24 protein-coding genes and 1 tRNA gene are annotated in these 23479 nt (G+C 58.1%); 18 read left to right on the top strand and 7 right to left on the bottom strand.

What is annotated here, in order from left to right; all coding sequences use genetic code 11:
• Positions 1 to 10 precede the first annotated feature (10 nt).
• Together lon and DMP17_RS02775 are read left to right on the top strand one after the other, a co-directional pair.
• Complete coding sequence (lon, locus tag DMP17_RS02770) at positions 11 to 2404, top strand: endopeptidase La (RefSeq protein ID WP_337827555.1); 2394 nt, start codon at positions 11 to 13, stop codon at positions 2402 to 2404.
• A gap of 297 nt (positions 2405 to 2701) precedes the next feature.
• On the top strand, positions 2702 to 2974 hold the full coding sequence (locus tag DMP17_RS02775) for an HU family DNA-binding protein (protein WP_337827556.1): 273 nt from the start codon (positions 2702 to 2704) through the stop codon (positions 2972 to 2974).
• A 5-nt stretch (positions 2975 to 2979) separates the two neighbouring features.
• On the opposite strand, the gene DMP17_RS02780 is transcribed toward DMP17_RS02775, so the two are convergent.
• Entirely contained in the window at positions 2980 to 3138 is a 159-nt protein-coding gene (locus tag DMP17_RS02780) for a hypothetical protein (protein WP_337827557.1), read from the bottom strand.
• 98 nt (positions 3139 to 3236) lie between these two features.
• Here DMP17_RS02780 and DMP17_RS02785 point away from each other — a divergent pair, with 98 nt between their 5' ends.
• The 9 genes from DMP17_RS02785 (at position 3237) to DMP17_RS02825 (ending at position 10210) form a co-directional block, all read left to right on the top strand.
• Positions 3237 to 3818 carry an outer membrane protein gene (locus tag DMP17_RS02785; RefSeq protein WP_337827558.1) on the top strand — a complete coding sequence of 194 codons (582 nt, stop codon included), beginning with the start codon at positions 3237 to 3239 and terminating at the stop codon, positions 3816 to 3818.
• A gap of 110 nt (positions 3819 to 3928) precedes the next feature.
• Positions 3929 to 4003: transfer RNA gene (locus tag DMP17_RS02790), tRNA-Val, on the top strand.
• Between the two features lie 239 nt (positions 4004 to 4242).
• Positions 4243 to 5352 carry an S-(hydroxymethyl)glutathione dehydrogenase/class III alcohol dehydrogenase gene (locus tag DMP17_RS02795; protein WP_337827559.1) on the top strand — a complete coding sequence of 370 codons (1110 nt, stop codon included), beginning with the start codon at positions 4243 to 4245 and terminating at the stop codon, positions 5350 to 5352.
• A gap of 36 nt (positions 5353 to 5388) precedes the next feature.
• Positions 5389 to 5784 carry a VOC family protein gene (locus tag DMP17_RS02800; protein WP_337827560.1) on the top strand — a complete coding sequence of 132 codons (396 nt, stop codon included), beginning with the start codon at positions 5389 to 5391 and terminating at the stop codon, positions 5782 to 5784.
• A 6-nt stretch (positions 5785 to 5790) separates the two neighbouring features.
• Positions 5791 to 6645: a formyltetrahydrofolate deformylase gene (purU, locus tag DMP17_RS02805; RefSeq protein WP_337827561.1), complete on the top strand. Its 855-nt coding sequence runs from the start codon at positions 5791 to 5793 to the stop codon at positions 6643 to 6645.
• 23 nt (positions 6646 to 6668) lie between these two features.
• A complete protein-coding gene (fghA, locus tag DMP17_RS02810) occupies positions 6669 to 7505 on the top strand; it encodes an S-formylglutathione hydrolase (RefSeq protein ID WP_337827562.1) in 837 nt (278 codons plus the stop codon).
• A gap of 140 nt (positions 7506 to 7645) precedes the next feature.
• A complete protein-coding gene (locus tag DMP17_RS02815; protein WP_337827563.1) occupies positions 7646 to 7933 on the top strand; it encodes a PepSY domain-containing protein in 288 nt (95 codons plus the stop codon).
• A gap of 142 nt (positions 7934 to 8075) precedes the next feature.
• Entirely contained in the window at positions 8076 to 8738 is a 663-nt protein-coding gene (locus DMP17_RS02820) for a response regulator transcription factor (protein ID WP_337827564.1), read from the top strand.
• Between the two features lie 14 nt (positions 8739 to 8752).
• A complete protein-coding gene (locus DMP17_RS02825) occupies positions 8753 to 10210 on the top strand; it encodes a sensor histidine kinase (RefSeq protein WP_337827565.1) in 1458 nt (485 codons plus the stop codon).
• Positions 10211 to 10234: 24 nt separating this feature from the next.
• Here DMP17_RS02825 and DMP17_RS02830 read toward each other — a convergent pair whose 3' ends face one another.
• The gene (locus DMP17_RS02830; RefSeq protein WP_337827566.1) at positions 10235 to 10513 is read right to left on the bottom strand and encodes a chorismate mutase; all 279 of its coding nucleotides are present in this window, start codon (positions 10511 to 10513) and stop codon (positions 10235 to 10237) included.
• Between the two features lie 101 nt (positions 10514 to 10614).
• Here DMP17_RS02830 and DMP17_RS02835 point away from each other — a divergent pair, with 101 nt between their 5' ends.
• The 3 genes from DMP17_RS02835 to DMP17_RS02845 are packed head-to-tail and all read left to right on the top strand — an operon-like array spanning position 10615 to position 14451.
• The gene (locus tag DMP17_RS02835) at positions 10615 to 11628 is read left to right on the top strand and encodes a polyprenyl synthetase family protein (protein WP_337827567.1); all 1014 of its coding nucleotides are present in this window, start codon (positions 10615 to 10617) and stop codon (positions 11626 to 11628) included.
• Between the two features lie 12 nt (positions 11629 to 11640).
• Entirely contained in the window at positions 11641 to 14130 is a 2490-nt protein-coding gene (hrpB, locus tag DMP17_RS02840) for an ATP-dependent helicase HrpB (RefSeq protein ID WP_337827568.1), read from the top strand.
• Between the two features lie 42 nt (positions 14131 to 14172).
• Positions 14173 to 14451 (top strand): ETC complex I subunit, encoded by a 279-nt coding sequence (locus DMP17_RS02845; RefSeq protein WP_337827569.1) that lies wholly within the window; start codon positions 14173 to 14175, stop codon positions 14449 to 14451.
• A gap of 259 nt (positions 14452 to 14710) precedes the next feature.
• Here DMP17_RS02845 and DMP17_RS02850 read toward each other — a convergent pair whose 3' ends face one another.
• The 4 genes from DMP17_RS02850 to DMP17_RS02865 form a co-directional block, all read right to left on the bottom strand.
• A complete protein-coding gene (locus DMP17_RS02850; RefSeq protein WP_337827570.1) occupies positions 14711 to 15226 on the bottom strand; it encodes an NUDIX hydrolase in 516 nt (171 codons plus the stop codon).
• On the bottom strand, positions 15223 to 15906 hold the full coding sequence (locus tag DMP17_RS02855; protein WP_337827571.1) for a TPM domain-containing protein: 684 nt from the start codon (positions 15904 to 15906) through the stop codon (positions 15223 to 15225). The genes DMP17_RS02850 and DMP17_RS02855 overlap by 4 nt, the downstream gene beginning before the upstream one ends.
• Before the next feature lie 9 nt (positions 15907 to 15915).
• Positions 15916 to 16764, bottom strand: coding sequence for a TPM domain-containing protein (locus DMP17_RS02860; protein ID WP_337827572.1), 849 nt, complete (start codon positions 16762 to 16764; stop codon positions 15916 to 15918).
• A gap of 114 nt (positions 16765 to 16878) precedes the next feature.
• A complete protein-coding gene (locus tag DMP17_RS02865; RefSeq protein ID WP_337827573.1) occupies positions 16879 to 17499 on the bottom strand; it encodes a LemA family protein in 621 nt (206 codons plus the stop codon).
• 165 nt (positions 17500 to 17664) lie between these two features.
• Here DMP17_RS02865 and mscL point away from each other — a divergent pair, with 165 nt between their 5' ends.
• On the top strand, positions 17665 to 18075 hold the full coding sequence (gene mscL / locus DMP17_RS02870) for a large conductance mechanosensitive channel protein MscL (RefSeq protein WP_337827574.1): 411 nt from the start codon (positions 17665 to 17667) through the stop codon (positions 18073 to 18075).
• A 228-nt stretch (positions 18076 to 18303) separates the two neighbouring features.
• Complete coding sequence (locus DMP17_RS02875; protein ID WP_337827575.1) at positions 18304 to 18627, top strand: hypothetical protein; 324 nt, start codon at positions 18304 to 18306, stop codon at positions 18625 to 18627.
• Positions 18628 to 19288: 661 nt separating this feature from the next.
• Here DMP17_RS02875 and DMP17_RS02880 read toward each other — a convergent pair.
• Complete coding sequence (locus DMP17_RS02880; RefSeq protein WP_337827576.1) at positions 19289 to 20206, bottom strand: OmpA family protein; 918 nt, start codon at positions 20204 to 20206, stop codon at positions 19289 to 19291.
• 550 nt (positions 20207 to 20756) lie between these two features.
• Here DMP17_RS02880 and DMP17_RS02885 point away from each other — a divergent pair.
• Positions 20757 to 21416: a hydrolase gene (locus tag DMP17_RS02885; protein ID WP_337827577.1), complete on the top strand. Its 660-nt coding sequence runs from the start codon at positions 20757 to 20759 to the stop codon at positions 21414 to 21416.
• 95 nt (positions 21417 to 21511) lie between these two features.
• Entirely contained in the window at positions 21512 to 23476 is a 1965-nt protein-coding gene (locus DMP17_RS02890) for an amidohydrolase (protein ID WP_337827578.1), read from the top strand.
• Positions 23477 to 23479 lie beyond the last annotated feature (3 nt).

Raw genomic sequence — 23479 nt, forward strand, 5'->3', positions numbered from 1 at the left:
GGAGACTCACTTGATCGAATCCTTTCCCCTGTTGCCGCTGCGCGACATTGTAATTTTTCCCCAGATGATCGTGCCGCTGTTCGTCGGTCGCGACAAATCGGTCGTGGCGCTGGAACGCGCGATGGAAGCCGACAAGGAAATCTTCCTCGTCGCCCAGCTTGATCCGGCCGAAGATGATCCGGAACGCGATGATCTTTATGACCTCGGCGTGATCGCGACCGTGCTGCAATTGCTGAAACTGCCCGATGGCACTGTGCGCGTTCTGGTCGAAGGCAAGCAGCGTGCGCGGCTTGATGCGCTCGAAGCATCGGACGGTTACACCATCGCGTCGGTGCAGATGCTCGAAGATCGCACCGCTGACACGCCTGAAGCTACCGCGCTGATGCGTTCGGTGGTGGAGCAGTTTGAAAATTACACCAAGCTCAACAAAAAGCTTCCGGCGGAAACCAGCGTGCAGCTTGGCGAAATTGACGATGCCTCGCGGCTTGCCGATGCGGTGGCGGGCAATATCAATGTCAAGGTCGCCGATAAGCAGGCGATGCTGGTCGAAGAAGATCCGGTCAAGCGGCTCGAAATGGTATTTGCCTTCATGGAAGGCGAACTTGGCGTATTGCAGGTTGAAAAGAAAATCCGTGGCCGCGTCAAGCGCCAGATGGAAAAGACCCAGCGCGAATATTATTTGAACGAGCAGTTGAAAGCGATCCAGCGCGAACTCGGTAACGAGACGGGCGAAGATGGCGATGAACTGGCCGAATTGCAGGCCAAGATTGACTCGCTCAAATTGTCAAAGGAAGCCAAGGCCAAGGCCGAAGCCGAATTGAAAAAACTGCGCGGCATGGCCCCCATGTCCGCCGAAGCAACGGTTGTGCGCAACTATCTTGATGTGCTGCTCGGCCTGCCTTGGGGCAAAAAGTCGAAGCTCAAAAAGGATATTGCCAAGGCGCAGGATATTCTCGACGCCGACCATTATGCGCTCGACAAGGTCAAGGACCGCATCGTCGAATATCTCGCGGTACAGGCGCGCACCAACAAGCTTAAAGGCCCGATCCTCTGCCTCGTCGGTCCGCCGGGCGTCGGCAAAACCTCGCTCGGCCGCTCGATTGCCAAGGCGACAGGGCGCGAATTTGTGCGCCAATCCTTGGGCGGCGTGCGTGACGAAGCTGAAATTCGCGGCCACCGGCGCACCTATATCGGATCCCTGCCGGGCAAGATTGTGTCGAACCTCAAAAAGGCGGGCACAAGCAATCCCTTGTTCCTGCTCGACGAGATTGACAAATTGGGTCAGGATTTCCGCGGTGATCCGGCATCGGCTTTGCTTGAGGTTTTGGACCCCGAACAGAATAGCAAGTTTAACGACCATTATCTCGAAATCGACATTGACCTGTCGGACATCATGTTCGTCACCACCGCGAATAGCCTCAACCTGCCGCAACCCTTGCTCGACCGCATGGAGATTATCCGGCTTGAAGGCTATACCGAAGATGAGAAGGTCGAGATTGCCGAACGCCATCTCATCGCCAAGCAGATTGAAGCGCATGGCTTGAAGGAGGGGGAATTTACCCTGACCCAAGAGGGCCTGCGCGACCTTATCCGCTATTATACGCGCGAAGCTGGTGTGCGCACATTGGAGCGTGAAATTGCGCGGCTTGCGCGTAAGGCGTTGCGCAAAATCCTTGAAGGCAAGGAAGTGAGTGTGACCATCACGCCCGACAATCTTGCGGACTATGCGGGTGTGCGAAAATATCGCCACGGAGTCGGTGATGAAGAGGACCAGATTGGCGCGGTGACGGGCCTTGCCTGGACCGAAGTGGGCGGCGAATTGCTGACCATCGAGGCGGTGACAGTCCCCGGCAAAGGCATGGTCAAAACCACCGGCAAGCTTGGCGAGGTGATGAACGAGTCTGTTCAGGCCGCGATGAGCTTTGTGAAGGCGCGCGCACCGGCTTATGGCATCAAGCCCAGCCTGTTCGCCCGCAAGGACATCCATATCCACTTGCCCGAAGGCGCGGTTCCCAAAGATGGCCCGTCGGCAGGCATCGGCATGGTGACCTGTATGGTCTCGACCTTGTCCGGCATTGCCGTGCGCAAGGATGTGGCAATGACCGGCGAGGTTACGCTGCGCGGGCGGGTGCTTCCGATTGGCGGCCTTAAGGAAAAACTGTTGGCGGCGCTACGCGGCGGTATCAAAACGGTCATCATTCCCGAAGAGAATGAAAAAGACCTCGCCGAAATCCCCGACAATGTGAAGCAAGGGCTGAAAATCATCCCGGTCGGCCATGTTGACGAGGTGCTGAAAATCGCGTTGGCCGGAGAAATTACGCCGATCACTTGGACCGAAGCGGATGAACTGGCGACCCAGCCGCCGGTCGGAGGTTCCGAACAGGAAGCGGGGCTGCGCCACTAAGGGGCCGATGTTCCCCTTAGAATCACCGGTGCGAATGTTACAGATTCGTCAGCGCTAAACGGGCGGAAGAGCATCGCTTTTCCGCCCTTTTTTGTGAGAAAACGCACCTTGCGCTAACGGTTCGTCGCGAAATTGGGCGCGATTTTACGCATCTCGGCTGATTTTCGGCAAAATCGGGGGTTTTTCGTTGCTTTTGCTTTGACAAAACAAGCACGTCGCGCCTTATTACGCATCGGCTTAGCCGATTGATTCCTAAATGTAACAAACCAAGAGAGAGAATAAGGGGGTTCCCAAGGCATGAACAAGCAAGATCTTATCGCAGCCGTCGCTGACCAGGCCGGCATTTCCAAAGCCGACGCAGGCAAGGCGGTTGAAGCTGTTTTCGACGGCATCACCTCGACCCTCAAGTCGGGCGGCGAAGTGCGTCTCGTCGGTTTCGGCACCTTCTCGGTGACCAAGCGCAAGGCCTCGACCGGCCGCAACCCGCGCACCGGTGAAGCTATGACCATCAAGGCTTCGACCCAGCCCAAGTTCAAAGCTGGCAAGGGCCTGAAGGATGCCGTCAACTAAGACGGTCATTTTTTATCCATTGCTCCGGAAATTTGACCTTCCGGAATAAAAGAAAAGCGGAGCGCTTTGCGTCTCCGCTTTTTTTTTGTGCCTGTTTTTGAAGTTATTATTGCCAAAATATAACTTGGCTCAATTTGTTTATTGATTCTGGAAATTTCTCCCATAAAGACCGCTGCGTTGTTCGGACCTATGAGGGGGATGGGCGACATTATGGAGTGGGGCCGGACGATCAGGTGTCCGGTTCATCATTTTGGGGGATTATATGAAGAAATATATGTTGCTCGCCGCTGTTGCGGCGATGATGCCTGCTGCCGCTTTGGCTCAGGACACAGATGGCGCCCGTATCGAAGCGCGCATCGGCTATGAAACGCCGACCGTGTCTTATGACGATAGCTGGGACGATGATGACGTCTATAAGCTGGGCAGCGCCGTCTCTTATGGCGCAGAACTTGGATATGACATCAAGGCGGGCGAAAAGCTGCGCGTTGGCCCTTATGTCAATTATGAATTGTCGTCGGTCAAAAATTGCGACAGCGGCGTATGCGGCAAAGTCAAAGGCACATGGGCAGCGGGCGCGCGCATTGGTTATGCTGTGTCCGAACGCGGCGTGATCTATGGCAAAATCGGTTATGCCGACATGAAGATCCGCGTCACTGATGGCAATTTCAGTGAAACTGCCGGTCATGGCGGTATTCAGGCGGCTTTGGGCTATGAAGGCAATGTCGGCAAGTCGATGTACTGGAAAGTCGAAGGCGTTTACAGCGACAATGGCGAATTGTTCGATCTGGAAGGGGTCAACGTCCAGCGCCGCCAACTCGTTGCAGGCCTCGGCTTCCGCTTCTGATAGCGTTCCGACAATAAAGATGGAAAGGGCGCGTGTTTTTTCGCGCCCTTTTTTATTGCATTTCGGAAAGCTGCTGCGTAAAGGCGGCGTTCCTTACCGGTCGCCGGTTCGGGCGCGTAGCTCAGTGGTAGAGCACACCCTTCACACGGGTGGGGTCGCAAGTTCAATCCTTGCCGCGCCCACCATCGCTTGAGCCGCAAAAAAATCCCTGTTTCTATATGAAAATGATACCAGCTTGTGGGCATCGCCTTTCAGGGCAATGGTTCGCCAATGGTTTGCATTGAACAGGCATTTTGCATCATACCTCCGCTATCTGCACAATTGTTCCACCATTTCTGGCCAGCCATTTCTTATGCCGCCAAGATTGACAAACCCGCCCGTCCTGTCGAGACAGGGAGGATATGTAATTTTGCAAGGATTTGTCATGAAAACCCGTGCCGCCGTCGCCTTTGAAGCCAAAAAGCCGCTCGAAATTGTCGAGCTTGATCTGGAAGGTCCGAAAGCGGGTGAGGTTTTGGTCGAGATTATGGCGACGGGAATTTGCCATACCGACGCTTATACGCTCGACGGGCTGGACAGCGAAGGCATTTTCCCCAGCGTTTTGGGCCATGAAGGCGCAGGTATTGTGCGTGAAGTCGGTCCCGGCGTGACATCGGTGAAACCGGGCGACCATGTCATTCCGCTCTACACGCCCGAATGTCGCCAGTGCAAAAGCTGCCTTTCGGGAAAGACAAACCTGTGTACCGCGATCCGCGCGACCCAGGGCAAGGGGCTGATGCCCGACGGCACCACACGCTTTTCCTATAAAGGCCAGCCCATCTATCATTATATGGGCTGCTCGACCTTCTCCAACTTTACGGTGCTGCCGGAAATTGCGGTCGCAAAAATCCGTGAGGATGCGCCGTTTGACAAGGCTTGTTATATCGGCTGCGGCGTGACCACCGGCGTCGGGGCCGTCACCAATACTGCCAAAGTCGAACCCGGCTCCAATGTCATCGTGTTCGGTCTTGGCGGCATCGGCCTCAATGTCATCCAAGGCGCGAAGATGGTTGGCGCGGACATGATTGTTGGCGTCGATATTAATGACAGCAAGGCCGAATGGGGCCGCCGCTTTGGTATGACCCATTTTGTCAATCCTTCCAAAGTGGAAGGGGATATTGTCCAGCATCTGGTGGAACTTACCAATGGCGGCGCGGACTATAGTTTTGACTGCACCGGCAATACGACCGTGATGCGGCAGGCGCTTGAAGCCTGCCATCGCGGGTGGGGCGTTTCGACGGTCATCGGGGTGGCCGAAGCGGGCAAGGAAATCTCCACCCGCCCGTTCCAGCTTGTGACGGGCCGCGTGTGGAAAGGGTCGGCCTTTGGCGGCGCGCGCGGGCGCACCGATGTGCCGAAAATCGTCGATTGGTATATGAACGGCAAAATCGAAATTGACCCGATGATTACCCATGTGCTTAGCCTTGAGGACATCAATAAAGGCTTCGACCTAATGCACGCAGGCGAAAGCATCCGCAGCGTAGTGGTATTCTGAGCATCCTCAAGCAAGACACAGAAAAAAGAGATAAAAATGTTCAATCATGTGATGGTCGGGTCGAACGATATTGCGCGGTCCAAAGAATTTTATAATGCGCTACTGGCAACATTGGGGGTCGGGGAACCCGTCACCAATGTGACCGCAGGCGGCGCGACGCGGCTATTTTACTTCCACCCGGAAGGCCTATTCTGTGTGAGTGAACCGATTGACGGGGAGGCCGCGACGATTGCCAATGGCGCAACTATCGGCTTCAAATGCAATTCGCCGGAACAGGTTAAAATATTCCATGATGTTGCGGTGGCCAATGGCGGCACCTCGATCGAAGACCCGCCCGGCTTGCGGCAAGCAGGACTGGGGCCGATGCACCTTGCTTATGTGCGCGATCCGGACGGCCATAAATTATGCGCGATTTACCGGGTTCCGGCCTGACCCTCCATGCAATGGATTTTGACGTTCACCTGCGTTGATCGCGTAGGGATTGTATCGGCGGTTGCAGGCTTTCTGGCCGAGCGTGACGGTTTCATTCTGGATAGCCAGCAATTTGCCGACCTTGAAAGCGGGCATTTTTTCATGCGCGTGCTGTTTCAGGGCGCAGGGCCGAAATTCGTCGATGACGAGGCACAGCTTTCCAATGATTTTGAAGCGATTGCGGCACGTTTTTCGCTTCAATTCGATCTGAAGCCAGCGGACGAGCGCCGCCGGATCGTGATTGCGGTGTCCAAAGGCAGCCATTGCCTCACCGATCTGCTTCACCGCTGGTCGTCCGGCACTTTGCCAGTCGAAGTCGCCGCGATTGTCTCCAATCATGAACATTGCCGCCGCCTCGCCGAATGGCATGGCGTGCCGTATCATTACCTTCCCGTATCGGGCGATAATCGCGCCGAGCAGGAAGCGGCGATAATGGGGGTGATGGAAGAAAGCGGGAGCGAATTGCTGGTGCTGGCGCGCTATATGCAGATATTGTCGGGCGAAATGACCGACGGACTGGAGGGCCGCGCCATAAATATCCACCACAGTTTTTTGCCCAGTTTCAAAGGCAGCCAGCCCTATCACCGCGCGCATGATCGCGGCGTGAAGCTTATCGGCGCGACCGCCCATTTTGTGACGGGCGACCTTGATGAAGGGCCGATTATCGAACAAGCGGTCGAGCGCGTGGACCATCGCGCGACAATTGACGATATGATCCGTATCGGGCGTGATATTGAATCCAAAGTGCTGGCGCGCGCGGTGCGCTTATGGGGCGAGCGGCGCTTGTTCCTGAACGGCAACCGCACGGTCGTATTCGGCTAAGACTGGCAGGAAAGGAGCCCATCATGGAAAGCTTATCCACCAATAAAAGCTATGGCGGCGTGCAAGGCGTCTATAAACATGCCTCGACCAGCACCGGCACCGATATGACCTTCGCGGTCTATGTGCCGCCGCACGAGGCGGGGCAAAAATTGCCGGTTATCTGGTATTTGTCGGGTCTCACCTGCACCCATGCCAATGTGATGGAGAAGGGCGAATATCGCCGTGTATGCGCCGAACTTGGCCTGATTTTTGTCGCGCCCGATACCAGTCCGCGCGGCGAGGGTGTCGCCGATGACCCGCAAGCCGCCTATGATTTCGGCTTGGGCGCGGGCTTTTATGTGAACGCGACCCAAGCGCCTTTTGCGCAGCATTACCGGATGCGCGATTATATCGAACGCGAATTGCCGGAACTGATCGCGCGCGAATTTCCGGCGGATATGACGCGGCAAGGGATTATGGGGCATAGTATGGGCGGGCATGGCGCGCTCACCATCGGGTTGCGCAATCCGGACATCTATCGGGCGGTTTCGGCCTTTTCCCCGATCGTCGCGCCCTCGCAGGTGCCGTGGGGGCAAAAGGCGTTGGGTGGCTATTTGGGGGGCGATAAAGCCGCGTGGCGGACTTATGACGCGGTAGCCCTCATCGAAGATGGCGCACGCGTTCCGGAGCTTTTGGTCGACCAAGGCAGCGCCGACGATTTTGTCGAAACCGAATTGCGTCCCGAACTTCTTGCCCACGCTTGCGCAAAGGCCGGAATCGCGCTCGATCTTGCGATCGACGAGGGCTATGACCATAGCTATTATTTCATTTCGACCTTCATGGAAAAACATCTGCGCTGGCATGAAGCGCGTCTTGTTTGACGATGTTGCTTTACCTAATTTGACCAATATATTCAGCAGATATTAAAAGCGGGGAAGTTATTGGCAGCAGCATGAGGGAATTTCAGCACCGCCAAAGACTTAGCGCCGCGCGCGCCGCCAGAGTCGGTCGCGTCCTCGCGATGTTGTTTGCGGCGGTCACGATGGCGGGGCAGGCGGTGCCGGTAGCAGCGCAGCAGACCCGCGCCGACCAGGCCGCAATCCGTTCTGTCACCAAACAAGTGCGCCCGCTCCGTGCGGTCGTCGCCAGCGTTCGCGCGCAACCGCCTTATGATGAAATGGATTATCTAGGCGGCCCCGAATTTGACGCGACGCGCTATGTGTACCGGCTGAAATTCATGGACGGCAGCAAGGTGGTCTTTGTCTATGTCGATGCCGTATCGGGGCGCATTATCGGGCGTTCGCGCTGATGATGTCGTTAAAACAGATTGTTCGTTATGGCATTGGCACAGGGCCGGAACAGCGGCTATACCGCTAGACAAGCCCACCGCCGATAGAAGCCACCGCCGATAGAAGAAGCCCCGGCAACACAGATATAATGAAGGGACGAAGATGCGCATATTGATCGTTGAGGACGAACCGACCTTGGGCCGCCAGCTTAAATCGACGCTGGAGGGTACAGGCTATGCGGTCGATCTGGCGACCGATGGCGAAGACGGCCATTTTCTGGGCTCGACCGAAAATTATGATGCGGCGATTCTGGACTTGGGCCTCCCCGAAATTGACGGGCTTACGGTTCTCGACCGCTGGCGCAAGGAAGGCAAAGCCTTTCCCGTCCTCGTACTCACCGCGCGCGATAGCTGGTCGGACAAGGTGGCGGGGCTGGATGCCGGTGCCGATGATTATCTCGCCAAGCCGTTCCAGACCGAAGAATTGATTGCCCGTCTGCGCGCGCTCATCCGCCGTGCATCGGGCAATGCATCGAGCGAATTGACCGCAGGCGATGTGCGGCTCGATACGCGTTCTGGTAAGGTCACGCTGAATGGCGAGCCGGTGAAACTCACCGCGCAGGAATATAAGCTGCTCTCTTACCTTCTCCACCATAAAGGCAAGGTGGTCAGCCGCACCGAATTGATCGAACATATTTACGATCAGGATTTCGACCGCGATTCCAATACAATCGAAGTTTTTGTGACGCGCATCCGCAAAAAATTGGGGCAGGATGTCATTACCACCATTCGTGGTCTGGGGTATAGCCTCGACGAACCGTCCTGATTTCTGGCAGGAAAATGGCTGATAATGCGCCATCAATACCGGTTATAGACGCTAAGGACAGCAAGACACCTGTCGGAAAAGATGTCGGCACGGAAGGGACGGAGGCGTCCGCGTCCACAACCGACACGCCTACCGGCAAGACTACAGGCTCTTTAAGCCGCCGCATGATCGGTATTGCGGCGGCGTGGATTTTATTCCTGCTCGTGGGTGGCGGCTTTGCGCTCGACAATGTGCTGACCGGCATCATTACGCGCAATTTCGATTCCAATCTTGAATATGTGTTGAAAGCGATGGTGCGCTCGTCGGAAATTGACCCTTATGGCGAAGTCCGGCTAAACCAGCCGCTCGGCGATCAGCGGTTTCTGGAGCCTTATAGCGGGCTTTACTGGCAGATTAGCGGCAAAGGGCATGAACCTTTCCCGTCGCGTTCCTTATGGGACCGCACGCTGGAGCGCCGCCCGATCGTCGGCGACGGTCAAATCCACACCTATGACAGCAAGCAATTTTCCGGCGAGGAATTACGTGTGCTGGAACGCGAGGTGCAACTTCCCGGATCGCAAACTTTCTGGCGTTTCCAGATCGCCCAGTCGCGGGTCGAACTGGACGAGCAAATCAAGATTTTGCGCAAGACCCTAGTGCGCAGTTTTGCAGGCCTTGCCATCGGCCTCATCATTCTGGCGGCCTTGCAAACGCTATATGGCTTATGGCCGCTGCGCCGTATCCGGACAGAAATCAGCGCGATGCGGCGCGGTGAAAAAGGGCGGGTGAGCGAGCCTTTGCCCAATGAAGTCATGCCGATGGTCAATGAGCTGAACGAACTGATCGCGCATAATGAGCGGCAGGCCGAAGAGGCGCGGCGCCATGCGGGCAACCTCGCCCATGCGCTCAAAACACCGCTCACCGTCATCATGAATGCGGCGACCGCCAAGTCGCCGGACTTGGCCGAAACCGTTGTGCGCGAAGCGGCGACGATGCGGCGGCAGGTCGATCACCATCTGGCCCGCGCGCGCGCGGTCGGCCGTCGCGGTCACGCGCATACCCGTGCGATCGCTTGGGCGAGCCTCCAATCGGTCGAGCGCGCGGTCGCGCGACTCTACCCCCATGTGCGCATCGATATTGCGGGCGACAAGCTGGCGGCGGTGCGCGTCGAGCGTCAGGATTTGGACGAGATGCTCGGCAATCTCATCGAAAATGCCGCCAAATATGGAGGCGGCAGCGTGTTCATCACGATTGAGCGGGTCGGCACGATGGTCGATTTTCTTATCGAAGATGACGGTATGGGCATCCCGCCGGAGGAGCGCGAAAGGCTGTTCGATCGCGGTGCGCGGCTCGATACCGGCAAACCCGGCACCGGCCTTGGCCTTGCAATTGTACGCGATGTGGCGGAAATTTATGAAGGCTCCGTGTCGCTTGATGAAAGCGAGGATTTGGGCGGATTACTTGTCCATCTGCGTCTGCCGGTAGCGATTTAAGCCCGTCGCAATTTAAGCCCGCACTCAATCCTGCCGTATCTGCTGATGATGGCGTATCACCTCGTCAATCACGAAGCGCAAGAATTTTTCGGAAAATTCGGGGTCGAGATGCGCGTCCTTGGCGAGTTGGCGCAGCCGTTCGATCTGGCGCTCCTCGCGCTGCGGATCGGCGGGCGGCAGGTCGATTTCGGCCTTCAAACGGCCCACGGCCTGCGTGATTTTGAACCGCTCGGCCAGCATGAAAACAAGCGCAGCGTCGATATTGTCGATGCTTTGACGATATTGTTCCAGCCGATTGTCCATAAATCATTTCTCCTTAGCCCGGCTCCTTTGGGCATATTGATGGCAAGGCGCAACCCAAATCAGTTGCAAATCCCCCTTGTTCGGGCCAAGGGGAGCCTAACATGAGTGCGATAATCCAACATAAACAAGACGAACATCTTCCCTCGCTCGAACCGATGATGCGGCTTGTCGAGTCCGGCATGAACGCGGTGAATTCCGTGATTATTGAACGGATGCAGTCCGAAATTCCGCTCATCCCCGAACTGGCCGGCCATCTTATTGCCGGCGGGGGCAAGCGGATGCGCCCGATGCTGACGCTCGCAAGCGCGGAGTTGCTGGGATACCAAGGCACGCGCCATCATCTTCTGGCGGCCGCAGTTGAATTTATCCACACCGCAACCCTGCTTCATGATGATGTGGTGGACGGGTCGGACCTGCGCCGGGGCAAGCATACGGCCAATATGATCTGGGGCAATAATGCGAGCGTCTTGGTCGGGGATTTCCTCTTCACCCGCTCGTTCGAGTTGATGGTCGAAGATGGCTCGTTGCAAGTGCTGAAAATCCTGTCCGGCGCATCCTCGATTATCGCGGCAGGCGAAGTCGCGCAGTTGAGCGCGCAGCGGCAGCTTTCTACCGGCGAACAAAAATATATGGAGATTATCACCGCCAAAACGGCAGTGTTGTTCGCCGCTGCCTGCCGTATTTCGGCGGTAGTCGCCGAACGCCCCGAAGCCGAAGAATTGGCGCTTGATGCCTATGGCCTCAACCTTGGCATCGCGTTCCAGCTTGTCGATGATGCGATTGATTATGTGTCGGACAGCGAAACCATGGGCAAGGGCGTCGGCGATGATTTCCGCGATGGCAAAGTGACGCTGCCGGTCATCCTCGCCATGGCACGCGGCAATGACGAGGAACGCCGTTTCTGGCAGGATGCAATCATGGGCCATAAAAATGGCGAGATGGATTTGCTCCACGCCAAGGCGCTATTGGAACAGCATGGCGCGATTGCCGACACGCTGGAACGCGCGCGCCATTATGGCAAGCTGGCGATTGATGCGCTGGCACCATTTCCTGACGGGGCGGCCAAGGATGCACTGGTCGAAGCGGTCGAATTTGCGATCCGGCGCGCATATTAAAGGTTTTTGTTAATGGCTGAAACCCCTTCAGCCCTTCCTGTCGAAGCCGTTTTGCAGGACCTTCGCGCAAGCTTGCGTGCAGGCAATAAGGCCGTCCTCATTGCGCCGCCGGGGGCAGGCAAGACGACGATGGTGGCACCGGCATTGCTGGGAGAGCCTTGGTGTGACGGGCAGATTTTGCTGCTGTCGCCGCGCCGTTTGGCAGCGCGCGCTGCGGCGGAACGTATGGCCGAACTGGCGGGCGAACCGGTCGGCAAGACCATCGGCTATGCAACAAGATTGGACAGCAAGCATAGCGCAGCCACCCGAATATTGGTGCTGACCGAGGGCATCTTCCGCAATCGCATATTGGCCGACCCGGAACTGGGCGGAGTGAGCGCTGTGCTGTTCGATGAAGTGCATGAGCGCAATATCGACAGCGATTTCGCGCTCGCGCTAACGCTGGATGTGCAGGAGGCCTTTCGCCCCGATTTGCGGCTTGTGGCGATGTCGGCGACGCTTGATGGCGAACGCTTTGCCGCGCTGATGGAAGGCGCGCCGGTCATCGAGAGTGCCGGACGCAGCTTTCCGTTGCGCGCCGAATATGCGGGGCGCGATGCGACCAAGCGGGTAGAGGAGAGTGTCGCGGCGGTCATCCGACAGGCTTTGCGGGATGAGGAGGGCGATATATTGGCCTTCCTGCCGGGGGTGCGGGAAATCGAGCAGACGGCTGAAATCCTTGCAGAAAAAGGTGGTGGAGCGCCGGTGCATATCCTCCACGGTCAAGTGGATCCGGCCGACCAGCGGCGCGCGATCCGGCGCGATTCCCAAGGAAGCCGTAAGGTCATTTTGGCCACCAGCATCGCCGAAACCAGCCTCACCATTGATGGGGTGCGCGTCGTGGTCGATAGCGGGCTTGCGCGGCGGCCACGTTATGACAAGGCGGCGGGGATTACGCGGCTTGTGACCGAGCGGGTGAGCCAAGCGGCGGCAACCCAGCGCGCAGGCCGCGCCGCGCGGCAAGGGCCGGGGGTGGTCTATCGTTTGTGGGAGCAAGCCGCGACCGCCGGGCTCATCCCGTTCGACCCGCCCGAAATATTGGAAAGTGATTTGACCGCGCTCGTGCTGGATTGCGCGCTGTGGGGGGCGGAACCGCAAACGCTGCGCTGGCTCGACCCGCCGCCGCCGTCCGCGATTGCCGAAGGGAAAGCGCGGCTTGTCACGCTGGAGGCGCTGGACGAGGATGGCCGCGTAACCTCGCATGGCCGCGCGATGGCGGCGCTGCCGCTCCCTCCGGCGCTCGCGCATATGCTGATCCGCGGGAGCGAAGTAGGCAAGGGCGAATTGGCGGCAGAATTGGCGGTTTTGCTGAGCGAGCGCGGGCTTGGCGGCAATGATAGCGATCTTGAAACACGGCTGTCCCGCTGGCGGCATGACAACGGCCGCAAGGCCGAAGCCGCCCGTGCGCTGGCTAAGCGTTGGGCAGGGCTGGGGGCAAAGCATTGCGCCAAACTGAGCATGGGCGATAGCGCCCCGCGTGCCGATACCGCGCCGCTCGATCTCTCCGCACTCGTCGCCACCGCTTATCCCGACCGGCTTGCCAAGCGTCGCTCCGCCGATGGCGCGGACTGGATTAGCGCAGGGGGCAGGGGGTTCAGGCTGGACCCGCTCTCGCCGCTCGCGCGCAGCGAATGGCTCGCCATTGCCGATGTGCAAGGCGCAGCAGGGGGCGCACGCATCCTGTCCGCCGCCGCGATGGATGAAGCGCAAGTCCTCAAATATTTCGCCGCGCGCATCGAAACCCGGCGGCAGGTGAGCTATGATCCCGCCACCGCGCGCGTTTCAGCGGAGCGCCAGACAAGGCTTGGCGCGATCACGCTCAAATCCGGCCCCGATGACGCGCCCGATGCCGACGCCATTGCCGGTGCGTTGCGCGATGCGGTGGCGAAACATGGCCTGTCGCTCCTCCCGTGGAGTAAGGCTGCGCTCGCGCTACGCCATCGCGCGGCTTATGCGGGGAACGAAAGCCTTTCCGACACTGCGCTGCTCGACACGCTCGATGACTGGTTGATGCCGCTCCTTAACGGCAAACGCCGTTTGGAGTCGGTGGACGCGGGCGCGCTCACCCAAAGCCTGCAAAATCTGTTGGGTTGGGATGAAATGCAGCGGATAGAACGGCTAGCGCCATCGCATTTTACCACGCCCGCAGGCACCGCCCATGCGATTGACTATGATGCCGAAGCGGGGCCGACTGTCGAAGCGCGGGTGCAGGCCTTTTTCGGCCTAGCGCAGCATCCGGCCATTGGCCAACCGCCGGTGCCGCTGATTTTGAGCCTGACCTCACCCGCTGGTCGCCCGATCCAGACCACGCGCGATCTGCCGACTTTCTGGGCGGGAAGCTGGCGCGATGTGGCCAAAGAAATGCGCGGGCGTTACCCCAAACATCCCTGGCCCGATGATCCGGCAGCGGCGACCGCGACGGTGCGCACAAAAAAGGCTGACGCGCGGCGCAACAGCGACTAAGAGCATGAGCATCAAGAATCACGCTTTAACAACAGGTGTTCCATGACCGCGCGTATCTATCAACGACCGAAAAACGCCATGCAGTCGGGCCGCGCGCTCACGCAGCAATGGGTGCTGGAATATGACCGCACCGAAAAGCAGTTGCCCGATCCGATGACGGGCTGGGCCGGAAGCGGCGACACCAAGCAGCAACTGCGCCTCACCTTCGCGAGCGTCGAGGAAGCCACGGCCTATGCCGATGCAAATGGCATCACCTACCATATGGTTCCGACCCCGCCGAAGAAGCTGAAGCTGCAATCCTACGCGGATAATTTCCAGTAAGGTTGGTCTTAGGCTCCGCGATTGCGAGCGCCGTAGGCGCGCGGCAATCCAGAGTAAAATGGCGCAACCCTAGTGTTGGGCGGCTCTGGATTGCCGCGCCGCTTCGCGGCTCGCAATGACGCAGAAAAAGGGGCGCGGCCTTGGTCTTGGGCGGTTCTGGATTGCCGCGCGCCTTGCGGCGCTCGCAATGACGGGCGTTGGGTGAGGTTGGATTGGGTTGTTCAAGCCATCACGGTCAGGCTGGCGTTGGTTGAACCGCTCAAACCCACTCGCTGCCGAGCAAGAGCAGCAATTTGACATCCATGCCGCATCCTTCGGCGCGTTTGGTTGCGATAAAGTCACGCACATTCTCAAGCGCGACACGGTGGACGGTGATATTTTCGCCCTCGACCCCGCCGCCATCGCCGACGCGGGTGAGGTCGCTCGCTTTCATCAGGGTGAAGCTTTCGGACACCATCCCGGGCGAGCTGTAAAATTCGCCGAGATTTTCGATGAGCCCCGCGCGGTATCCCGTCTCTTCTTCCAACTCGCGGCCCGCCGCGATTTCAGCCGGTTCGTCTGCAACCTCGTCGCCGACAAGGCCTGCGGGTAATTCGAGACAATTTTTGCCGAGCGGCACCCGATATTGTTCGACGAGCAGTACATGGCCGTCATCGACCGCAAGGATTACGGCCGCCTTGATACCGCGCGCGCGGCTCACATATTCCCATGTCCCGCGCTGTTTGACGGTCAGATATTGGCCTTCCCAGCGGACGGCTTCACTGTCATCGCTCATAATTCGATGAGCCGGTCGGGCAATTCATTCACATCAACGTCCTGACGCGGGAAATATTCGGCGAGGATTTTGCCGACATCGCGGACTGCGGCGACCATGCCGTCGGTCACGCGGCCTTCGCGCACGTCGCGCAGCAAATCGACCATCGCTTCGCCCCACACTTCATTGGCGACCTGTTTGTGGATCGCTTCATCGGCGACGATTTCGGCGCGATGTTCGGCAAGCGACAAGTATATGAGGATGCCGGTGCGGCCCGCCGTGCGGCTTTCCGCGCCCACTTTGAAAAAGTCGATGGCGCGGTTGCGCACGCGCTTCGATTTGACGCGCGGGAAGGTGAGGGCGGTGCGCAGCTTGGGGATTTGGAGGATGAGCCGCACTATCGCAAAGCTCAGCACAAAGACCGCGAGTGCCAGTTCGAAATATTCCATCGCGCCAACGTCTGTCACCCAGCCACCGGTCACGGTTTCGATGACACAGGTTGCGATGCCGGGAAAAGCGGTGAGGAAGGCGAGCGTCAACAGCGCGGCACCAGCGGCATACCAGAGTGCGGTGTCGAGATAATGGTCGGATGAATCGGCGATAATCGTGACAATTTCGCCCGCCGTGCCCGCTTCAGCCGCGCGCACCGCTTCGGTTACGCGGTCATGTTCGGCATTGGTCATGCTTTTATTATTGCTCATAAATGCCCCTTACCAGCTTCCCGATGCACCGCCGCCGCCAAAGCTGCCGCCGCCGCCGGAAAAGCCGCCGCCTCCGCCGCCAAAACCGCCGCCGCCACCAAAGCCGCCACCGAAACCGCCGCCGCCATAGCCGCTGCCAAAGCCCGGGCCCCAGATAACGACGGGGCCGCTGCTGCCAAAGCGCCGCCCGCGCTTGCCGCGCATCATGCGGATGATGATCGGCAAAATGACGAACAGGAAAACAAACAGCCAGAAAACAGCGGCTCCAGCGTCGCCGCTATCATTGCTGCGCTGTTGCGCCTGTTCTGCGAGCGCCCGCGCCTGTTCGGGCGGCAGGCTGATCTGCTTGATGATTTCATCGACGCCTGCATCAATGCCTGCGGGGAAATTGCCTGCTTTGAATTGCGGAGTTATCGCCTGATTGATGATGAGGCTGGAATAAGCGTCGGTCAATATGGGTTCAAGACCATAGCCGACCGCAATATGGAGCTTGCGCTCGTTGGGTGCGATGAGCAGGACGGCACCATCATCCTTGGCGACATCGCCCACCTTGTAATGGCGTCCGGCCTGATAGCCATAATCGGCAACATCGCGGCCCTCCAGCGACTTGACCGTCAGCACGATCAACTGGTGGCCGTTGGTTTTTTCAAATTGTTCAAGCTTGCTGTTGAGCGCGGTTTCATCCGCTGGCGGCAATATGTCCGCATCATCAATCACCCATTGGCCGGTCGGCGCGGGGAAATTTTGGGCCAGGGCCGGAACGCCGGAAAGCATCATGGCGATAAGGCCGAGTGTTACAGCCACTATCCGGGTGAACATCAGGCGCTTGGCCTCGGTAAATGTCATCAATCGGGTCACGATCTGGCTTTTATGCCTCCGCTGGTCGGACGGGTTAAAGCGCGGGATAGAGGTGGCGGGGAAGGGCGCGTATCACCGCTCCCCCGCATCGCTCTTATTTGGCCCGCTTGGGGATCATTTGGTGGCCGCAGCGGGGCCGGTGTCAAAATTGACCGTCGGCGCGCGGTCGGCATTGGGAGCGGTCGCCTGATAGGTTACCATCGGCTTGGCCCCGTAAAAAACCTTCGCGCCAATCGCGTCGGGGAAGGTGCGGATCGTGGTGTTATAGGCCTGCACCGCTTCATTATAATCCTTGATCGACACATTGATGCGGTTTTCCGTGCCTTCAAGCTGGGACTGGAGCGCAAGGAAATTCTGGTTCGATTTAAGATCCGGATAGGCTTCGACGGTTGCGAGCAAGCGGCCGAGGGATTGGCTCAATGCGCCTTGGGCTTGTTGGAATTGCGCAACCTTGGCCGGGTCTTCGAGATCCGACGCGCTCACCTGAACCGATGTCGCCTTGGCGCGCGCTTCGACCACCTGTGTCAAAACGGTCGATTCCTGCTTGGCATAGCCTTTCACGGTTTCGACCAGATTGGGAATGAGATCGGCGCGGCGCTGGTAATCGGCCTGAACATTGGCCCATTTCGCTTTTGCATTTTCTTCCGCGGTCGGCACGCTGTTGATCCCGCAGCCTGCGAGCGAAACCGCCGCAACCGGGGTGAGCATGGCCAGAGCCAGACGTTTGCTGTTCATAAATATCCTCCACCAAGGGGTTGGTCCCGTTTTGATGTAAGTTCGCATGAGCCAAAGCGCAATATATCTTGCAATCCGAAGCGAATTAGGATTGGTGCCTTGATGCATGTTAACCATATTAATATGCAATGACATCACAAGCTTACGGGATAAGGGGATCGGACAATGTGGACCGAATTCAAGGAATTTATCAACAAAGGAAGCGTGCTTGATTTGGCGGTCGGTGTGATTATCGGCGCGGCGTTCGGCAAGATCGTTTCCTCGCTCACCGACGATATTTTGATGCCGTTCATTGGCTGGATTACCGGCGGCGTCGATTTTTCAAACAAGTTCATCCTGCTCGGCGCGCCGCCTGCCGGTGTGGACCCGACCGACTATGCCAAGCTAAAGGAAGCGGGCGCTGCGATGCTCGGCTATGGCTCGTTTATCACCGCGATTATCAATTTTCTCATCATGGCCTTTGTGATTTTCCAGATTGTGAAACTCGCCAACCGTGCAATGCCGCGCAAGGAAGAGGTGGCAGGCCCGACCGAAGTGGAATTGCTCACCGAAATCCGCGATTCTTTAAAGAAGTAAGCGCAGGAAAAAACAGAAAAATTCACATTCTCTACAAAAACACTTGATATTTGAAATATCAAGCATAGATTCAAGGCCGTTCGGGAGGAGTGACGCTTCCGGACGGCTTTGTTTGTAATCTGGATTAGGTTGTTTTTTGGGGATTATTGTTCCCGCAAAGGAACCAAAAACGCTTTTACAGGTTACTGCAACCAGCGTTGTCTGACAGCGCAAAATGGGAGTTATGAAATGAAAAAGTTTGCTATTATTGCTGCCGCTGCGTCGGCATTGTCGCTTGCGGCGTGTGACACCGCTGCGGAACAGAAGGTTGACGAGCAGACCGAAGCCAAGGCTGACGCTCTTGAAAACCAAGCTGACGCCGTGCGTGAAGCTGATCCCGGCGTAAACAGCCAGGTCAATGAAGCCAAGGCTGACTCGCTGGAAGAAAAAGCCGACGTGGTTCGCGCTGAAGGCGAAGTGAAGGCTGAAAAGCAGGAAGCGGCTGACGAAGCTGCGGGCAAGGCCGCACCTGACGCGCCGGTTCCGGCAACGGCTACCACCGAAAAGAAGTAATTTTTTTCGGACACTTCATGCCTTTGATGGCATAAAGGACGGGTCGTATCTTCGGATGCGGCCCGTTTTTTATTTGCACGGGTTTGGCGCGCGTTCGGGGCGCCGAATCGGAGAGGGCGTTCCACGCCTTTTCGCAAGCCCCTCTTTTCAAACCGGAGCTTGGTCCTTATATCAGTCGGGCCGGAGCAATCCGGCTATGATGATAAACTGTGGCGTGTACTAGGCACAGCGGACCCGGGGGCGGTACCCGGCGGCTCCACCACCAGACCCGGCTATCGGGCTTGATGACGGGGCCGAACTAGGATCGACGTGTGTTGAAAAGCGGTATTTTCATCCGGGCTGAGTAACCCGTTAAAGGCTCAAACACGATAAGTGCCAACGATAACGAAGCACTTGCTCTTGCAGCATAATTGAGGCCCTCACGGGCTGACATTATCCTAATAGAACGCGGTACGGGCCGTACCGGGCAACAGAAACGGACACCAGCGGTTTGGGGAGCACCGGGCAACAGAAGCTCCCTATTTCCCTTTACAATTGTTCGCTTACAGGCCGGATAAGTGCGGATCGCCATATATTCAGCGCGACCGGATTTTGTGCGCGCATAAAAAACGGGGCAGACATGAAAGCCTGCCCCGTTCGCAACTATGGCAACGTGAAGCGATTAAAGCCCTTCGACCGCCTTGCTGACAAGGATGCTCACCGACACGCGGCGGTTCTGACGGCGGCCTTCAGCGGTGGAGTTATCGGCGGCAGGGTCCGCTTCGGCCATGCCGCTCGGTGTCAGCATCCGATAGGGTGCCCAACGGCATTTTTGTTGCAGATAATTGACCACACGGCCCGCGCGGCGTTCGCTCAGCGTCTGGTTGACTTCCTCGCTGCCAACGGCGTCGGTATAGCCGACCACAAGCAAAAGTGCATTTTCGGTCGAATTAGCTTCGGTTGCAGTCGAGCACAGCTCGGCTTCGGCTTGCGGCGACAAATTCCACTTGCCGGTGTCGAAATAGACATTGGTGGTGCGGCGCACATTATATTGGTCGATATTGCCGACACGGCTGCGCAGCGCGGCGGTCGCCGCAGTCTGTTCGGCAAAGCCTTGCGCGGTGCCGTTGCGGATCATGTTCGCGGTTTTAAGATCGTCATTGCGCAAGCGGATGCTTTTGCCGACCAATGTGCCGTTCCAATTCACGGTTTCAACCGTCACGGGCAGACCGTTGAGCAGCGAATTAGCGGTGAGGGCGGTGCGGTTGAGGCCCAAAAAGCCCCCGCGCCCGCGCACTTCGGTCGCCTGACTGATGGCGATGACCGTATTGGCCTGATCGGCTCCGGTAATCTGGATACGGTCGCCGCGCCGCGCGGTGATGATGCCTTCGACATCCGGCCCTTTTTCAAGGCCGGTAAGGTCAGCGGGCGGGGGCGGGGCATTGACCACAATGGCTTGGCCGGTGGGCGCTGATGCGGGCGGTGCGGCCTCGACGGGCGGCGGCGCATCCTGTTGCTGCGCCAACACCATGCCGGGCACCGATACCGCACAAATAGCTCCCAACATCAGGCCCGCAGACCGGGGTGAAGTGATACGCATTATTCTCTCCTTCAAACGCAGGCAGCTTTTGCCGCGTATTTCCATGAAATCTCGTACCGTCGTTTTTTCCCTCAAACGGCGTTTTGGACCTGCCGGAACGGCAGGGGGCCTCTTCCCTGTTCAGCCTAAACTTGCTGACAGATGAACAATGCGCCCCGTGCGCGGGAGAGCGGGGGTGACAAGAGTTTACTTTGCGATGAGTCGAGCCGGTGCGGGTGCGCGATGCGGCGCAACGGGCGCGGGGACTTCGCGCCGCGCGCGGCCAATAGTCTTTCTGACACAATCTTGCGCTATGCTGCGGCTCGCACCCGAGTGCGTCAGCAAGGATGGCTGTTCGGGGCCTTGTCCGCCGACGGGACGATGGGCCCATTCGCCGCATAATCGATTGTATATCGCGCGCTCTAGCTGAAACTGCTCCTATCAGCTTTTCTATAAACTAGAACATTATGTGCCAACTTATAACAGTGTTTAGAACGTCGGCAAAAGCCTAAAAGCCTCTCATACACATTCACACGCCGCCCTGCGCGGCTAGGTCCAAGAGGAAAATATAATGTCGATTATTGCTGAACCCCGTGCTGCACAGAGCCTGCTGACCCCCGATGATCATGCGCTCATCCTGATTGATTACCAATCGCAAATGGCCTTTGCCACCAAGTCGATTGCCCCTGAAGTGCTGCGCAACAATGCCGGTTTGCTGGCAAGCTCGGCCGCCGGGTTCCAGGTGCCGACCATCCTGACCACGGTTGCCAAGGACAGCTTTTCCGGCCCGATGTTCAGCGAAGTGGTAGAGCCCTATGGCGATCAGGTGATGATCGACCGCACCACCATGAACACATGGGAAGATGCCGCGGTCATCGACGAAGTCAACCGCATCGGCAAGGACCGTCTGGTCATCGCCGGTTTGTGGACGTCGGTTTGCATCGTCGGCCCGGTACTGTCGGCGCTGGAACAGGGTTTTGAAGTCTATGTCGTGACCGACGCCAGCGGCGATATTTCCGAGGAAGCGCATGAACGGGCGATCACCCGCATGGTGCAGGCTGGCGCAAAGCCGATTACCGCGCTGCAATATCTGCTCGAACTGCAACGCGATTGGGCGCGCGGAGACACTTATGAGCTGACCACCGGCATCGCCGCACGATTGGGCGGAGCTTACGGTCTCGGCATCGCTTACGCCAAACAGATGTTCAACGCATCCGAAGGCGGTCACTAAAGGGAACCATGTGGGGGCGTAGGCGATGACCCTATGCCCCTTTGCTTCAATCCGCTTCGTAACCCCCATCCGTCACCAATTACAGGAGAGAGACAATGCCCCGTTTTACCCGCCGCGAAACCATGATTGGCGCGAGTGCGCTGGCATTGCTCAGTGCCAAGGAGAGTTTAGCCATGACGACGACCGGAAAAGTGATTTCTGAAACGCTTATCATCACCAATGCCAAAATCACCACGCTCGACCGGCAAAATCCGGTGGCCGAAGCGGTGGCGATGCGCGATGGCCTCTTTCTGGCGGTGGGTTCGGAACAGGAAGTGCGCGCTGCCGCTGGTCCGGATGCGACGGTGATTGACGGTGAAGGACGGCGGTTAATCCCCGGATTGATGGACAGCCACACCCATTTGATCCGTGGTGGCCTTAACTATAATATGGAATTGCGCTGGGACGGCGTGCCGACCTTGGCCGACGCAATGGAAATGCTGCGCCAGCAAGTCGCGCGCACCCCAGCGCCGCAATGGGTGCGCGTCGTCGGCGGATTTACCGCGCATCAATTTGCCGAAAAGCGCCTGCCGACACTTGAAGAAATCAATGCGGTTGCGCCCGATACGCCGGTGTTCATCCTGCATCTTTATGACCGCGCGCTATTGAACGCCGCTGCACTGCGCGTTGTGGGCTATACCAAGAATACGCCGAACCCGCCGGGTGGCGAGATTATGCGTGATAGCGCGGGCAATCCCACCGGGCTTTTGCTGGCACAGCCCAATGCGACGATCCTTTATTCGACGCTGGCCAAGGGGCCGAAACTGCCGCCCGAATATCAGTTGAATTCCACCAAGCATTTTATGCGCGAACTGAACAGCCTCGGCATCACCAGCGTGATCGACGCGGGTGGCGGCTTTCAAAATTATCCCGATGATTATGAAATCATCGACAAGCTCCACAAGGATGGCGAGTTGACGGTCCGCATTTCCTACAACCTCTTCACGCAAAAGCCGAAAGAGGAATTGCAGGACTTTACCAATTGGAGCAACACCGTGCGTTTCGGTCAAGGCGATGACAGCTATCGCCACAATGGTGCGGGCGAAATGCTGGTCTATTCGGCGGCCGATTTTGAAGATTTCCGCGTCGCGCGCCCCGATATGCCGCCCAATATGGAGGGTGACCTCGAGCCCGTCATCCGCTTGCTGGCCGAACAACGCTGGCCGTGGCGGTTGCACGCGACCTATGACGAAACCATCAGCCGCGCGCTTGATGTGTTTGAAAAGGTCAATCGCGATGTGCCTTTTGACGGGCTGCACTGGTTCTTTGACCATGCCGAAACCATCAGCCACCGCAATATCGACCGTATCGCCGCACTAGGCGGCGGCATCGCGGTGCAGCACCGCATGGCCTATCAGGGCGAATATTTCATCGAACGCTATGGTGCCAAGGCAGCCGAGGCGACGCCGCCGATCAAACGCATGATCGAAGCAGGCGTGCCGGTGGGCGCAGGGACCGACGCGACGCGCGTGGCCAGCTATAACCCTTGGGTATCGCTCAATTGGCTGGTGACGGGCAAGACCGTGGGCGGCACGTCGCTTTACCCGACGCGCAACCGTTTTGATCGCGAAACGGCTTTGCGGCTGTGGACCGAACAGAACACCTGGTTCTCCAATGAAATGGGCAAAAAGGGGCAGATTAAAGCGGGCCAGCTCGCCGATCTTGCGCTCCTGTCCAGCGATTATTTCAGCGTGCCCGAAAGCGATATTCCGCATCTGCGCGCCGTGCTGACCATCGTTGGTGGCAAAATTGTGCATGGGGAAGGGGCTTATGGGCCCAAAGCCCCGGCGCTGCCCGCACCGATGCCCGACTGGTCGCCGGTCGCGCTGTTCGGTGGCTATTATCGCGGCGGAGAAGCCGGTGGCCAGCAACACGCCCAAGCGATGGCTTCGGCCTGTGGCTGCGCCCATGCTTGCTCGGTCCACGGCCATAACCATGCCGCGGCTTTAGGGAGCAGCGTGCCCGCGCGTGATGTGCAAAGCTTCTGGGGCGCGCTTGGTTGTGGTTGCTGGGCGGTCTGAACC

The organism is Pseudonocardia sp. TMWB2A (assembly GCF_017312135.1).

Bases quoted from the DNA above. Each gene is read 5' to 3' on its own strand.
- DMP17_RS02855 (WP_337827571.1), bottom strand. From the start codon at position 15,906: ATGAGCAATAATAAAAGCATGACCAATGCCGAACATGACCGCGTAACC.
- DMP17_RS02850 (WP_337827570.1), bottom strand. From the start codon at position 15,226: ATGAGCGATGACAGTGAAGCCGTCCGCTGGGAAGGCCAATATCTGACC.
- DMP17_RS02785 (WP_337827558.1), top strand. From the start codon at position 3,237: ATGAAGAAATATATGTTGCTCGCCGCTGTTGCGGCGATGATGCCTGCT.
- DMP17_RS02865 (WP_337827573.1), bottom strand. From the start codon at position 17,499: ATGAACAGCAAACGTCTGGCTCTGGCCATGCTCACCCCGGTTGCGGCG.
- DMP17_RS02890 (WP_337827578.1), top strand. From the start codon at position 21,512: ATGCCCCGTTTTACCCGCCGCGAAACCATGATTGGCGCGAGTGCGCTG.
- DMP17_RS02825 (WP_337827565.1), top strand. From the start codon at position 8,753: ATGGCTGATAATGCGCCATCAATACCGGTTATAGACGCTAAGGACAGC.
- DMP17_RS02780 (WP_337827557.1), bottom strand. From the start codon at position 3,138: ATGGGAGAAATTTCCAGAATCAATAAACAAATTGAGCCAAGTTATATT.
- hrpB (WP_337827568.1), top strand. From the start codon at position 11,641: ATGGCTGAAACCCCTTCAGCCCTTCCTGTCGAAGCCGTTTTGCAGGAC.
- DMP17_RS02880 (WP_337827576.1), bottom strand. From the start codon at position 20,206: ATGCGTATCACTTCACCCCGGTCTGCGGGCCTGATGTTGGGAGCTATT.
- DMP17_RS02815 (WP_337827563.1), top strand. From the start codon at position 7,646: ATGTTGTTTGCGGCGGTCACGATGGCGGGGCAGGCGGTGCCGGTAGCA.
- DMP17_RS02795 (WP_337827559.1), top strand. From the start codon at position 4,243: ATGAAAACCCGTGCCGCCGTCGCCTTTGAAGCCAAAAAGCCGCTCGAA.
- DMP17_RS02830 (WP_337827566.1), bottom strand. From the start codon at position 10,513: ATGGACAATCGGCTGGAACAATATCGTCAAAGCATCGACAATATCGAC.
- mscL (WP_337827574.1), top strand. From the start codon at position 17,665: ATGTGGACCGAATTCAAGGAATTTATCAACAAAGGAAGCGTGCTTGAT.
- fghA (WP_337827562.1), top strand. From the start codon at position 6,669: ATGGAAAGCTTATCCACCAATAAAAGCTATGGCGGCGTGCAAGGCGTC.
- DMP17_RS02775 (WP_337827556.1), top strand. From the start codon at position 2,702: ATGAACAAGCAAGATCTTATCGCAGCCGTCGCTGACCAGGCCGGCATT.
- DMP17_RS02875 (WP_337827575.1), top strand. From the start codon at position 18,304: ATGAAAAAGTTTGCTATTATTGCTGCCGCTGCGTCGGCATTGTCGCTT.
- DMP17_RS02845 (WP_337827569.1), top strand. From the start codon at position 14,173: ATGACCGCGCGTATCTATCAACGACCGAAAAACGCCATGCAGTCGGGC.
- DMP17_RS02835 (WP_337827567.1), top strand. From the start codon at position 10,615: ATGAGTGCGATAATCCAACATAAACAAGACGAACATCTTCCCTCGCTC.
- DMP17_RS02800 (WP_337827560.1), top strand. From the start codon at position 5,389: ATGTTCAATCATGTGATGGTCGGGTCGAACGATATTGCGCGGTCCAAA.
- DMP17_RS02820 (WP_337827564.1), top strand. From the start codon at position 8,076: ATGCGCATATTGATCGTTGAGGACGAACCGACCTTGGGCCGCCAGCTT.
- purU (WP_337827561.1), top strand. From the start codon at position 5,791: ATGCAATGGATTTTGACGTTCACCTGCGTTGATCGCGTAGGGATTGTA.
- DMP17_RS02885 (WP_337827577.1), top strand. From the start codon at position 20,757: ATGTCGATTATTGCTGAACCCCGTGCTGCACAGAGCCTGCTGACCCCC.